The 12,881-nt window shown below is 59.9% G+C and carries 12 protein-coding genes; 7 read left to right on the top strand and 5 right to left on the bottom strand.

Features of this window, described 5'->3' with window-relative positions; all coding sequences use genetic code 11:
- Nucleotides 1–108: 108 nt before the first annotated feature.
- Together KYT97_RS01970 and KYT97_RS01975 are read right to left on the bottom strand one after the other, a co-directional pair.
- Complete coding sequence (locus tag KYT97_RS01970) at nucleotides 109–624, bottom strand: GNAT family N-acetyltransferase (RefSeq protein WP_219111650.1); 516 nt, start codon at nucleotides 622–624, stop codon at nucleotides 109–111.
- 489 nt (nucleotides 625–1,113) lie between these two features.
- Nucleotides 1,114–1,794 (bottom strand): TetR/AcrR family transcriptional regulator, encoded by a 681-nt coding sequence (locus KYT97_RS01975; RefSeq protein ID WP_219111651.1) that lies wholly within the window; start codon nucleotides 1,792–1,794, stop codon nucleotides 1,114–1,116.
- A 233-nt stretch (nucleotides 1,795–2,027) separates the two neighbouring features.
- Here KYT97_RS01975 and KYT97_RS01980 point away from each other — a divergent pair, with 233 nt between their 5' ends.
- From KYT97_RS01980 to KYT97_RS02005, 6 genes are all read left to right on the top strand, one after another.
- The gene (locus tag KYT97_RS01980) at nucleotides 2,028–2,837 is read left to right on the top strand and encodes a TauD/TfdA dioxygenase family protein (RefSeq protein ID WP_219111652.1); all 810 of its coding nucleotides are present in this window, start codon (nucleotides 2,028–2,030) and stop codon (nucleotides 2,835–2,837) included.
- Nucleotides 2,838–2,957: 120 nt separating this feature from the next.
- Nucleotides 2,958–4,523: an ABC transporter substrate-binding protein gene (locus KYT97_RS01985; RefSeq protein WP_219111653.1), complete on the top strand. Its 1,566-nt coding sequence runs from the start codon at nucleotides 2,958–2,960 to the stop codon at nucleotides 4,521–4,523.
- Between the two features lie 6 nt (nucleotides 4,524–4,529).
- Nucleotides 4,530–5,489 (top strand): ABC transporter permease, encoded by a 960-nt coding sequence (locus KYT97_RS01990; protein WP_033234725.1) that lies wholly within the window; start codon nucleotides 4,530–4,532, stop codon nucleotides 5,487–5,489.
- Entirely contained in the window at nucleotides 5,486–6,346 is an 861-nt protein-coding gene (locus KYT97_RS01995; RefSeq protein WP_219111654.1) for an ABC transporter permease, read from the top strand. The genes KYT97_RS01990 and KYT97_RS01995 overlap by 4 nt, the downstream gene beginning before the upstream one ends.
- Before the next feature lie 30 nt (nucleotides 6,347–6,376).
- Nucleotides 6,377–8,014, top strand: coding sequence for an ABC transporter ATP-binding protein (locus tag KYT97_RS02000; RefSeq protein ID WP_219111655.1), 1,638 nt, complete (start codon nucleotides 6,377–6,379; stop codon nucleotides 8,012–8,014).
- A gap of 653 nt (nucleotides 8,015–8,667) precedes the next feature.
- Nucleotides 8,668–9,393, top strand: a complete 726-nt coding sequence (locus tag KYT97_RS02005) for a hypothetical protein (RefSeq protein WP_219111656.1) — start codon at nucleotides 8,668–8,670, stop codon at nucleotides 9,391–9,393.
- Between the two features lie 271 nt (nucleotides 9,394–9,664).
- Here the strand turns inward: KYT97_RS02005 and KYT97_RS02010 are convergent, their stop codons facing one another.
- Nucleotides 9,665–10,111, bottom strand: a complete 447-nt coding sequence (locus KYT97_RS02010; RefSeq protein ID WP_219111657.1) for a DUF6301 family protein — start codon at nucleotides 10,109–10,111, stop codon at nucleotides 9,665–9,667.
- Nucleotides 10,112–10,377: 266 nt separating this feature from the next.
- Here KYT97_RS02010 and KYT97_RS02015 point away from each other — a divergent pair, with 266 nt between their 5' ends.
- Entirely contained in the window at nucleotides 10,378–11,019 is a 642-nt protein-coding gene (locus KYT97_RS02015; protein ID WP_245005993.1) for a recombinase family protein, read from the top strand.
- A 118-nt stretch (nucleotides 11,020–11,137) separates the two neighbouring features.
- Here the strand turns inward: KYT97_RS02015 and msrB are convergent, their stop codons facing one another.
- Nucleotides 11,138–11,557 carry a peptide-methionine (R)-S-oxide reductase MsrB gene (gene msrB / locus KYT97_RS02020; RefSeq protein WP_045067462.1) on the bottom strand — a complete coding sequence of 140 codons (420 nt, stop codon included), beginning with the start codon at nucleotides 11,555–11,557 and terminating at the stop codon, nucleotides 11,138–11,140.
- A 9-nt stretch (nucleotides 11,558–11,566) separates the two neighbouring features.
- Nucleotides 11,567–12,850 carry a glycosyltransferase family 87 protein gene (locus KYT97_RS02025; RefSeq protein ID WP_045067463.1) on the bottom strand — a complete coding sequence of 428 codons (1,284 nt, stop codon included), beginning with the start codon at nucleotides 12,848–12,850 and terminating at the stop codon, nucleotides 11,567–11,569.
- Nucleotides 12,851–12,881: the final 31 nt, after the last annotated feature.

The following is a 12,881-nucleotide window of genomic DNA, read 5'->3' on the forward strand; positions in this document are numbered from 1 at the left end:
TGCAGCCGTTCCGAGATCGTCTCTTCGAGCGGGAGCCGGCCGGTGATGAACGGCGCCAGGTCTACAACCAGCTCGTGATCGCGGACGTGATCGTCAGCGAAGCCGAGCTCAGCTGCGGGGTTGTACGAAGGCCTTCTCGAAACAGTTCGAAAACGGCATTACTTCATAGGGCGAGAAGATCGGGATCCGCGAGTATCCGCTCTTTTCGTACAACCTGACTGCATCGGGTTGACGGTCCCCGGTCTGGAGAATCAGCCGTGGCCGACCAGCCTGCTTGGCCGCATCCTCGACTGCGTCCAACAGGAGCGTGGATACGCCGGAGCCGCGATGCGAGGGCCTGACGTACATCCGCTTCAACTCCAGATCGGCGCCGTTCCAGCGAAGCGTGGCATGACCTACTGCTTGTGGTTCTTCGGCTTCGCTGCCGTCGGCGTACGCCACCACAGTCAGGTGAACTGATTGTGGGTCAACCGAATTTGCGGCGGCACGGTCCGTGGTGGATACGCGATCGGAGTAGCGTGGCCCCACTTCGGCAGCCATTTCGCCGCGTAATGCCTCGGCATCAGGATGGGACCACGACACCTCACGAACATGAAGGGATGAAGTCTTGATGTCGTGTGCCATGTGTAGTGTCCATCCTGACGCAGACGATGAGATCAATTCGACACGAATAGTATCGGCAAGCGCATGCCGCGGGGTGTGGAGTGCGACAACAGGAAGTCAGGATTCGGGGTCTATCCCGAGTTTCGTATGAAGGGCGTTGGAGTAGTCTCCCGCATCGAACGCCGCGATCCACTGGCTTACGGGACCAGGCCCGTTAATGCGGTAAATATCGCTTGAATATATTGTGGCAGTGTTGGATTCGATTTCATATGTGCTCGGCGAGTGGCCGTCGCTGCGCACGGTAATGGAATGCGGGATCGACGAAAGTGACCGCCCAGTGACGGTCGAATCACGGCATATGGATCGGAATGGATCCGTTTCGATCCGAGTGATTTCAACTGGCCGCCGACAAGCGTGGAGTGAGTGTCACGAGAAGGCGGCACTGTTAGTGGGCCTGCAAGAGACTTCGGGGTGCAGCGTTTGACGCTGCGCACCGAAGCATCAACGCCTTCAGTGACTCGATGAAGTCGGGTTCAGCTGGGCTTCCTTCTGGGCGTCGAGAGTTTCCTGGGAAACCGGAGCTCGCAGTAGTGCTTCCCATCCGTCGATCAGAGCGGACAGTTCAGCATGGGTGGGTCGGGTGCCGCGTCTGTCGTAACCCGCCAATACCCGGAGATAGCTGGTGTAAACGATCTGAATGCGCTGCAGTCGAACATCTTCCGCAAGTTCGACAAGGCTGTCGTTGAGGCTCTGGTTGACGGCGGATCCGCTTGTTGTCACAGTCGGATCTGCGGTGGTGAAGACGCGGCCGAGGATTTCCGTCTCCATCAACCGATCGAGTAGTGCGACGTAGTGGTTGTCGGGGCTGATGCTGTTGGCCAAGGGTTGCACAATTGCCCATAATGCCTCGCGCGTAGTCATATTCGCGCCCTGTGAGCTTGTTCGGAGCATCATTGCTTGTCTGTCTGCGTTGATGTCGGGCAGGCGGTACGCGAATATCGCGTGCAGCAGATTTTCCTTCGAACCGAAGTAGTAGGCGATTACCGATGCATTCTGCTGGCCTGCCGCGATGCGGATTTCAGAGATGGAGACGCCCTCATAGCCGCTGAGTGCAAAAAGCCGCTCCGCGGTTTCGATGAGTTGTACGCGTGTCTGTTCTCCCGCGCGGTATCGGCCACGTTTTGAGGTCACACTGGTCGACCCTACCGGCGACAGTGTTGCGGCTGGACTCGTCGGGTCGAATATAGCCGGACTGCAAGAGCATTGGTGAATTCTCTGCGTGAGTTGCTGGCAGGATATCGACCAAGCTGACGTCTGTCAATGCTTAAATCATCGAAATTTTAACGATGCTCAAAATAAGAAACATTGATTACTTTGAACGCAGTCCGATGTGCACACCCACGTATATGTTTCGAGGAAGATTGATGACCGCAATCGCAGAACCCACGACAACTACAATCGTGCCCCTCGCCGGCAAGATCGGCGCCGAAGTCCGGGGCCTGCGAGTGGACTCACTGACGGACGCCGATGTTCAACTGGTCAAGCACGCGCTGTACCGCTACAGCGTGCTCTTTTTTCCGGAACAGGGCCTCGATCCGGCGATCCACCGCGCGTTTGCGCAGCACTTCGGTGAGGTTGTTCTCCCACACGAGCACTTGTTGAACCTTGGCGACGAGGGTTACCGCGAGATCAGCGTGATCGGCACCGAGAACGGAAGCGCGTACCAGGCCAATCGTTGGCACTGCGACGTGTCCTGGCGCGACGCGCCGTCGAGGTTCAGTGTTCTGCACATGCAGGTCCTTCCGGAGTTCGGCGGCGACACCATGTGGTCCAACCAGTCGGACGCACTCGACGCTTTGTCGGAGCCGTTGCGTGAACTCCTCTACGGCCTGACTGCCAAACACCGCATCGCACCGAGGGAGAACGTGCCCGAAGCCGATCACCCGTTGGTGATCCGGCATCCCGAGACCGGACGCGAAGCGCTTTTTGTCAACGATCTGTTCACCAGCCACATCAACGAACTCGACGCACAAGAGAGCGCCGCGATCCTGGGTGTACTCAAGGCAGTGTCGATCCGGCCGGAATTCACGGTCCGCCGCCGCTGGACTGTTGGCGAAATCGCTATCTGGGACAACCACTTTGTCCAGCACAATGCGATCTACGACTACGCGGATCAGCCCCGCCGAATTCATCGCATCGAGGTTGCTCCGGAAGCTCCCATCCCGGCTCGCTGACTCTGACGTCACCTTGCGCTTCTCCCAGCTGCTCACGAACCATTGTCCGCGAGCAGCACGATCTTTCATCCCGATCAACAGCAGCACCTGCCCGTGCAGGGCCCCTCGAAAGGTTTCTCCGTGAACAGCCGCTCCGTCCTCAGACGTCCCTCCCTGCGAGGGATAGTCGCCGTTGCTCTCTTCGGTGCACTCACCGTGACGGGATGTAGCTCGGCAGTGGATCAGGCGGCCGCCGGCACGGAGGTCGTAGATGGCGGTGTGCTGCGGATCGGCGACAGTGGGGATCTGACCCCGGCCTCGTTCTTTTCGGGCGTACCGGTAAATGCTGCGCTCTCCGGGCTTGTCTACGACACGCTGATTACCTACCCGGCAGGAAGCCTCGACCCCCAGCCCGCGCTTGCCGAATCGTGGCAGGTGTCTGATGACGGGTTGACGATCACGCTTACGCTGCGGCCCGATGTCACGTTCCACGACGGACGCCCGATGACGTCCGACGATGTGCAGTTCAGCCTCGAAACCTATGCGGACCCAGCGCGTTCCGGACAGCTCGCGCGAACTGCGCAGCTGATCACCAACTACGCCAGGCCTGATGATCACACGATTGTGCTTACTCTCGCGCATCCGGCGGGTAACTTCTTCGATCTGCTCGACGTCGTGCCCGTCATCGACCGCAACACCATGGCCGACTTCGATTCGGGGAAGGGCTACAACGGAACCGGAGCTTTCACCTTCGCAAACTGGCAACCCGGAAGCGGAATGACCTTCGAGGCCAATGAGCAGTACTGGGGTGGTGCGCCCAACCTCGACGGCGTCGAGTACGTCATTGTTCCCGACTCGCAGACACGGGTGTCGCAACTTCGGTCAGGACAGCTGGATTTGCTGCTCAACGCAGCTCCGCGTGACGCCGATATGCTCGCCGCCGACTCCAATTTCGAGGTCGTGGACCAGACCGGCGTGTTGCGCACGTGGTACATCGGCGCGAACGTGCAGGCTCCGGGCCTGGGTGATGTTCGCGTCCGCCAGGCAATCGCGAATGCCGTGGATCGCGAACGCCTACTCGAAGACGTCTATCAAGGGCATGGCAATTCCGACAACCTGCCGTGGCCGGAATACTCGCCGGCGTTCGATGCGAGCCTCAACTCCACGTACAACCATGACGTCGACAAGGCAAAGGCCCTCGTCGCCGAGGTCGGCGCCATCCCGGTCATTCCGATCAGCTACACCGCGGGATCGAGTGAGTCGGAATCCATCGCGCAAATCATTCAAGCGGACCTTGCCGCAGTCGGTATCACGACGGTTATCGAACCGATCGATGCTGCGACATCGGTCAAGAACCTGATCGGTGGCACGTACGGCGGACTCTGGATCACCTCGCACGTATTTGCGCAGTACACACCCTCAACCTTGCCAACCAGTGCCTACCCGTTCAACGCCTACAAGAACACGTCCAATTTCATCGATGCGGATTACCAGGCTGCCACCGAAGCGGTGTGGCGGATCACGGATCCGAAAAGCCCGGAAGCGTCTGCGGCATACCAGGTTCTGAACCACGAACTGCTCGACAACGCCGTCGTGATCGGACTGCTCAACGCAGACAACACCCTCGCAATGTCCGCCGCGGTCCACGATGTGGACTGGTCGAAGAGGGCGGAACTCGACCTGAGTAATGCCTATCTGAGTGAGTGATCGGTCATGCTCTCGTATGCACTTCGGCGCCTGCCCTCGGCCCTGCTGGTTCTGGCAGTGGGTTCGGTGCTGATCTTCACCCTTTTGCGGCTGGTACCTGGTGACCCGGCCAGTGTGTTGGCCGGTGCAGATGCCACTCCGGAAGCTCTGGAAGCCCTGCGTGAAGAGCTGGGGCTGAACGGTTCTCCACTCGGTCAGTACTTTTCGTGGCTTGGCGGAATCCTCACCTTCGATCTCGGTCGGTCGTTGATTCTCGGCGGTGAGATCTCCACGCTGATGCTCGACGCACTTGGCAATACCTTGCTCCTCTCGGTCACCGCCCTGGCGATTGCGATTGCTGTAGCGCTCACCTCGAGCACGGTGTCGGTCATCATCGATCGGCGGTGGCTCAACAGCATTGTGACCACATTCGGCACGGTCGCCGTCGCGATCCCGAACTTCGTGACGGGCGCGCTCCTGGTGGTGTTGTTCGGTGTGGTCTGGGCGGTATTGCCGGCCGGCGGGATTCCCCGCAAAGGCTTCCTGGACGACCCGGGCATCACGGTGCAGTATCTGATTCTCCCCGCGGTATGTCTCGGGCTTCCGATTGCGGCCGCGCTGACCCGGTTTCTCACCGAGTCGCTTCGCAGTCAACTTGCGGAGCCGTACGTCACAACGGCTCGTGCCCTTGGTATTTCGCGTCGACGGATCATTCTGACTCAGGTGCTGCCCAACGCTCTGCCGTCGACCGTGACGGTATTGGGGATGCAAATCGGTCATCTACTCGGTGGAGCCGTACTCGTCGAGGCCATCTTTGCCTGGCCAGGCCTCGGAAACCTCATCGAACGCGCGATCTCGAGCCGGGATTACCCGGTGGTTCAAGTGATGCTGCTGTTCTCCGTGGTTCTTTTTGTCATCGTTCAGCTCGCCACGGATCTCGTCAACGCGTGGCTCGACCCTCGAATTCGATTGGGGAGTCAGTCATGACCATGTCGCTCGAGAAGTCCGCCGACGGAACCGGCGCAGATCGCGACGATCGCTGGGCAGCACTGCGAAGCGGTCGCGGACTGATCGGCGCCGCGTTGGTCGGGGCTGTTGTCCTTGCCGGACTGCTAGCCCCTTGGCTCGCTCCGTTCGCGCCGGACGAACAGATACGTGGAGCGACTCTGCTCGGCCCGAGCAGTGATCATTGGTTCGGTACGGATTCGGTTGGCCGCGACGTATTTTCGCGGACGCTGTACGGCATACGGATCGATTTGCTGGTGATCTTCGTTGCTGTCCCGTTGGGAGCTCTGATCGGCTCCTTTCTCGGTCTGGCAGCATCGCGCGCCGTCTGGCTCGATACCGCGCTGCAACGCTCGTTCGACCTGATTCTCGCGTTTCCGACCATCGTTCTTGCTATCGCATTGACGATGGTTATCGGCCCGGGAATCATGACGATCTCGGTTGTCATCGTGCTCGCCGAAATCCCGGTGTTCGGCAGGCTCATGCGCACGTCAGTGCTGACGGTGCGCGAGCTGCCGTACGTCGAATCCGCTCGAACCCTGGGTGCGAGCGAAGGCTGGATCCTGCGACGCCACGTACTGCCCAACTGCCTCGAACCCCTCACCGTTCAACTTGCGTTGGCGATGTCGGTCGGCGTGTTCATCGAAGGCGCGATGAGCTTCCTCGGACTCGGAGTTATCCCGCCGATGCCGTCACTCGGTTCACTCATCAAGGAGGGAACCCAGAATGCCTATCACTCGCCGTATTTTGTCTTCGGTCCTCTTCTGGTCGTTGTTGTTCTGGTCCTCGGACTGCTCCTGATTTCGCAAGCGCTGGCAGCCCGGTCCCGGCGCCGGTAACTACTCTTCTCCCGAACAAGGACACCTCTCGTGCGCACTGCTCTCCTCTCCGTCCGCGACCTGCATATTGCCTTCGGGCAGCAGCCGCCCGTCGTCAACGATGTCACTCTCGAGGTGTGTCGGGGCGAAGTCGTGGCTCTCGTGGGGGAGTCCGGTTCGGGTAAGTCGATGACAGCCCGCGCGATCCTCGGCCTACTCCCTGATGGAGCCGCGGCGGGCGGTTCGATCGGTGTTGACGGCACATCCGTACTCGACGCGACCGAGGACGAATTGAATCGGCTGCGTGGCTCGACGGTTGCGCTGATCTTCCAGGAACCGCAGAGCGCGCTCAATCCAGTCCGTCGTGTCGGATGGCAGATCCGAGAGGCGATTCGCGCCCATCGCACGGTCTCTTCCCGTGATGCTCGCGTCCGCGCAATCGAACTTCTCGAGCAGGTGGAGATTCCAGATCCGCAGCGCCGCGTCGATTACTTTCCGCACCAACTCTCGGGTGGCCAGAAGCAGCGCGTTGCGATCGCGCTGGCCCTGGCCAACGACCCCGATCTACTGATCGCCGATGAACCGACCACCGCGCTCGACGTCACCGTGCAAGCCGAGATCCTGGCGCTGCTCGACCGGATCCGTCAGCGGACCGGAATGGGAATCCTGCTCATCACCCACAACATGGGAGTTGTTGCGCAGCATGCTGATCGGGTGATCGTCCTCCGAGATGGCGAAGTTGCCGAGACTGGTGACACGCACACACTGTTTGCCGCGCCGACCCACCCGTACACCCGTCGACTGCTGGCCGCAGTGCCGCGCCTTCCCGAGGATGTCGCAGCGGCTGCGGTTACTCCTGAGTCGACCGAGGACACTGTGCTCGAATTCGACAGCGCCACAGTGCAGTTCCCGGCCAGGCGCGGTAGTCCCGCCTTTCTGGCAGTCGACGGCGTGAACCTGACGGTCCGCAGGGGAGAGGTCCTCGGTCTCGTCGGTGAGTCGGGTTCCGGGAAGACCACGATCGGCCGCGTTGCTGCCGGCCTGGTGCCGTTGGCGGCGGGACGTGTTCTGTTCGGTGGCCACGATCTTGCTGTAACGCCGTCCCGTCAGCTGCAAGAACTACGCCGTGATCTGGCATTTGTTCACCAGGACCCCGCCGCGTCTCTCGACCCGAAACTGACGATCGCAGCAACCATCCGTGAGCCGTTCGACGTCCACAAGATCGGTACGGCGGGGGAAAGGCGCGCTCGCGTACTCGAACTGCTCGACGCCGTTCGGTTGCCCAGTACGTTGGCCGACCGTTTCCCACATCAGCTCTCCGGTGGGCAGAGGCAGCGCGTTGCACTCGCTCGCGCACTGGCGCTGACGCCCAAGCTGGTGATTGCGGACGAGCCGACCAGCGCGCTCGACGTGTCGGTGCAGGCCGAGGTGCTGGAGCTGTTCACCGAGGTGCAGCGTGATCTCGGGTTTGCTTGCCTGTTCATCAGCCACGACCTTGCCGTTGTCCACCAGGTCGCGGACCGGGTTGCAGTGCTGCGATCCGGCTCCGTTGTTGAGATCGGCAGCGTCGACGCGGTCTTCACCGCACCGCGTGATGCCTACACGAGGGCCTTGATCGACGCCGTTCCGGTGCCTGACCCCACGCACGCCCGCGATCGCTCGTCTGACTTGGCCTCGCTCGCTGTGTAATCGGCGTCCCATGTCAGTTTCAGAAGGCGACTGCATTTTTCAGAAGACGACTGCACTCTCGGCGAAGGCATCATCACTCCAGCCGTTCTCTGTCTGTCGATCGTTCTGACGCAGTGAAGCAGAACATCCGAGGACTCAGTCAGTGGTTCAGCACCGATTCTGCGATTCGATGTGCAGCCTCATCCGCAGTCTTGAGCCGCTCGAACCGGTGGAGATAGTTGTGGCCCGCGCCCTGTGCCTGCAACGTCGGTGGCCACGACTCGGTGCGGTGGGCCAGCGGATAGCCCCACAGCCCGGCCTGCACCGCCACTTCAGCTCGCGACCGCAGTGGCGACCTGGAATCGATCCCTTCAAGTGGTACGACGAGGGCTATCGAATCGTTCACAAGATGCGGCTGCAATTCCCGGATGTACACGTCAAGCCGAAATTATCGTCACCGACCGCGCACAAATCTCGAGTGAGCCAGGAAAAGGACTCCGGCACCGAATTTCAGTGGGCATGGAGGGATGAATTATGTGACTAGGCCTCGCGTATCGGACGCCAGGTAACCTCCCTGAGGTGGCTACAGATCCGGCAAGGTCGTGGTGGGAGCGCTACAACGACGGGATTGGTGAATCGATGTGGTGGGAGCTCTCGCCTGAAAGGAGTTAGTTGTGGCTGCTCGAAAAAGAGACCGTGTTACCAATATGGTTAAGGGAGAATTGACCGATGCAATGGTGCGCGCGGGATATATGCCGTATGAACCCTTAGTGGAGAGTAATGACGGTGCCTTTTGGTTCAAGAGTGATGCTGTTGGCATTCCGAATACCATCGCTGCCGTGCAAGCACTTATCGGCTATTCGAGGGACGGTGCCACAAGGTGCACGGGAACTGCATTCCTGATATCTCCGAGGGTAGGTGACGCACTACAGTCAATTCCATCAGACGCACTGCTGAAAGGCGATAGGCCGGACAGCCCCTTCCATGAGCGCGTTGACTATCGGGTTTTCAACGAACTGCCGGGTCTGGAGTTGGTGGGGAAGGCACCGTGGGTGATTACTGAAGCGGACGTCCCGATTGCCGTGCAGTGGTTTGAGAATCGCGTATCCGGTGCGGTTGTGAAATGGTTCGACGATCGCAACTCGATTGAGAAGTTGATCCGGGTGGCGGAGGAGCCGATCCCGGGAACCTCGCACGACCGGATCAACCCCCGCGTTCTACGGGCGACAATTACTTTGTGCATCGTCAATGGTTACTTCACTGATGCAGCAGGATTGATGACGGCGCACCTTGAACGCGATCACGTGCAGCCGAATGTTGATTCATTCGATCGTGTTGCCGCGTTTGATAGAGCTCTAGCGGATAGATTTCCAGAATATCGGCGTGCTCGAGGCCGCTGACCTTGCCATATCCCAGACGGCGGGATATCCGCTGTGGGTGTCCTCTGGATCGGTGGCCATGAGCTGAATCACTTCTCGGTGTGGCAAGTCCGTCGGGCACTATGAGTTCTCTGGGGAGAATTCGAACAGGATTGGAGGCTCTTCCGGATCCGGAGTGCATGAGGCCGGGGCCGCGCGGTGACTAGTACTGTTTCCGCACCGGATGCGATCTCGCCGACCTCGATCGCTAGTCCTCGTACTCGTCCTCGTACTCCGGTTCGGGCTCATCCGCTCATGCCTGATATCCCGGACTCTTCAGATGCAGGTGGATCGCACTGACACCCCGGTTCAGTGTGATGACCGCTTTCGGCAGATCCCACCGGATAGTTGCCTCAGGTTCGGCGCTCGTGGCTGTCCCCAGGAGTGCAGTAAGTGCCACATCGAGGTTCGTGAATCCTTCGACCAGCAACGGACGCACCACTGTCATGGGCGTAGCGTCATCTGCCAGATCCGTGACTAAGATCGAGATCGAATCCATTCTGTGTTGCCGCCCGAACATGTTCGCCGTCGGCCGGCTGACATGAAAGTTCGTCCGAATCGAGCCGCCAGCATGCCTGAGTTCGACGAGCTCCCATCCAGCTTGTGCGCAGAAGGGTTCCAGGTCGTCGACGGCCCAGGTCCAGTCGAATTCTGCAGCGAGGCGGGCGATCTGGGTGGCGCCTTCGATGTCGACGTGCATGTGTGGATGCTACTTCCTTCTCGACGCAGCCAGTTCCGCCGCAGAGGGAACCTACGATTCATTGATCGAAGCGCTCGCGGCTAGCTGAGCCGAAGGGTCGGTGCCAGCAGACCGTCGACCGCCAACTCGCCCGGCGGGGCCTCACCGTGCCAAATAATTCGGGGAAAAACGTGCCAAATAATTTCGAGAGTCACACGCAAAACCCGTCCGAAAACCCACTGTCTCTCAATACTTACTGTCGTTGAGTTCTGCAACACTGTGCCCTTGTGAGCACACTTTTGGGGTGCGCGAGGGTATCGACGGCAGATCAAAACCCAACTCTGCAGACGGACGCTCTGACGGCCGCGGGCTACTACAAGATCTGGACCGACGTCGCATCCGGCTCGAAAGACGACCGCCCGCAACTGGCCGCAGTCATCGAACACCTTCGACCGGACGACACGCTGGCCGTGTGGCGTCTGGACAGGCTCGGCCGAAGCCTTCCTCACTTGCTGGAAACGGTTGCCCACCTCGAAGCTATCGGCGTCGGGTTTGCCTCCCTCCCCGAAGAAATCAACACCACCAACTCCGGCGGCCGGTTGATCTTCACAATTTTTGGAGCTCTCGCCGAATTTGAGCGAAATCTTCTGAGGGAGGGAACATTTGCTGGCTTGGAAGCGGCGAAAAGGCAAGGACGAACCGGTGGCCGACCACCTGTGCTTCATGAGAAACAGAAGGGCAATCGCCCGCAAGATGAAAGGTGCCGGCGTTTCCATGACCGCAATAGCCGACACGCTCGGAGTCGCCTGATCAACCCTGTACCGCAACGTCAGTTAGACGGTTGGTGCACAGCACTTCTGAACACGGAATGTCAGAAGACGACTGCACGCGACACCAAAATCGCAGGTCACCGCGCAGTCGTCTTCTGAAACTGACACCCCAGTTTCAGCTTGGGGCCGGAACGCACACAAGTCTCCCTCGGATGGCTGATCCAGCCACGCAGGGGAGACTTGTGTGCACTTGTACCTGTCTCAGGGACCCCGAGGACTACTGTGCGGGATTCAGTACCAGTGAAATTGAGTTGATGCAGTACCGCTGATCCGTCGGAGTGGGGTAGCCCTCACCCTCGAAGACGTGGCCGAGGTGGCTGTGGCACTTCTTGCAGATAACCTCGACGCGTCGCATTCCCAGGCTCACGTCTTCCTTCAGGATGACGGCGTCGGAGTTAGCCGGATCGAAGAATGACGGCCATCCGCAATGCGATTCGAACTTCTCGGTGCTGCGGAAAAGTTCGGCGCCGCACGCTCGGCAGGAGTACACACCTTCGGTGGTGGTGTCGGTGTATTCGCCCACGCCGGGCCGTTCGGTACCGGCCTGACGCAGGACCGCGTACTCGGCCGGGGTCAGTTTTTCGCGCCACTGCTCGTCGGTGAAGGTGACTTCGGGGGCGTTATCTGTAGAACTCATGCCTACACGCTAATCCTTTACTGCAGGTTCGGCTTTGCTTGCAGGTGGGACGGCATCCACAGGAGGATCGAGGAGGTAGGCGGGATCGATTCCGCGGTCCAGGCGTCCTTCGCGTCGGGCAACCAGATACCGGTAACCGAGGACGCAGAAGATCACGATCAGCAGCAGGCTCCACCCGAGAGTGCTCTTCATGTACTCCGCTGCCCGGCCGAAGGCGGGCCAACGGAAGGACCACCAGTCGTCGAACGTCATGCACCCGTACACGGCAAGCCAGGCCGGCCAGTTTCGCATGACGGAGTTCTTGAGTATCACCGACATCAGGAGCGGGAACAGCATCATCGAGTAGTACATCTGGCCGAGCGATGGCAGCAGGAACGATGCGGTCATGATCACGCCCGTTGTGGTGGTGAGGAAGAACAGATCGTCATTGCGGTAGTACCGGTAGAGCAGCCACAGCGAGATCAGGACCATGGCGGCGAAGACCGCGCGCAGGGTGAGGACCAACCAATCGGGCAGGCCGAAGTAGGCGCCGTTACCGACAATCGAGCTGTTGAAGTAGTCGCGTGATTCCAGCAGGTACGGAACCGTGCGTTCGACAAATGCCATCGGATCTGCCGAGAGAGGCACTGCGACGACGGTGAGGATGAACGGGATGCCGAGTGCTGTGACAAAAACCTTCCACTGACCACGAACCAAGGGGAGCAGTAGCAGCGGCGCAAGAGTGGGTTTGACGGCCAGAGTGATGCCGATCGATGCGCCTGCCCATAGATCTTTACGGCGCATCAGGAGTAGCAGGAACGCCATCTCGCTGAGCAGCACGATGCCATTGATGTTGGTGAACACCAGGGTGTTGGTGACGGTCTCCGACGAGAACGCGGCCAGTACGAGAATTGGCGCGGCGATGGAGCTGATTGTCAGATCGAACAGCCGTAGCAGCAGATAGAGCGCGACCAGGATCGCAATCGCATTGGTGCCGATGAACAGCCAGCGCGAGCGCTCGGGATCGAGGATGGCCAGTGGTGCCATCAGCAAGGATCCCGATGGGGGATACAAGTAGTGCGGATCTACCGTGTTGAAGTCCGCGGTGTAGACCTCGCGGCCGTTCCAGAATGCCAGCGCGGCGTTGTAGACCGGCCGGAAATCATCGGTGATCGACCCGTTGACGGCTTTGACGACAACGCGATTGATCACGGTCATCACGGCGATCGGCCACAAAACGTAGTTGACGACTTGTTGGGTTGTCCGCCCGGTGCGAGGCTCGATTTGTCTAAGGAACACTTCGGAACGGTACACCGAGACGCAAACAGATCTGGGGATGCACCCT

This window comes from Rhodococcus globerulus, from assembly GCF_019334125.1.
Classification (GTDB): Bacteria; Actinomycetota; Actinomycetes; order Mycobacteriales; family Mycobacteriaceae; genus Rhodococcus_F; species Rhodococcus_F globerula.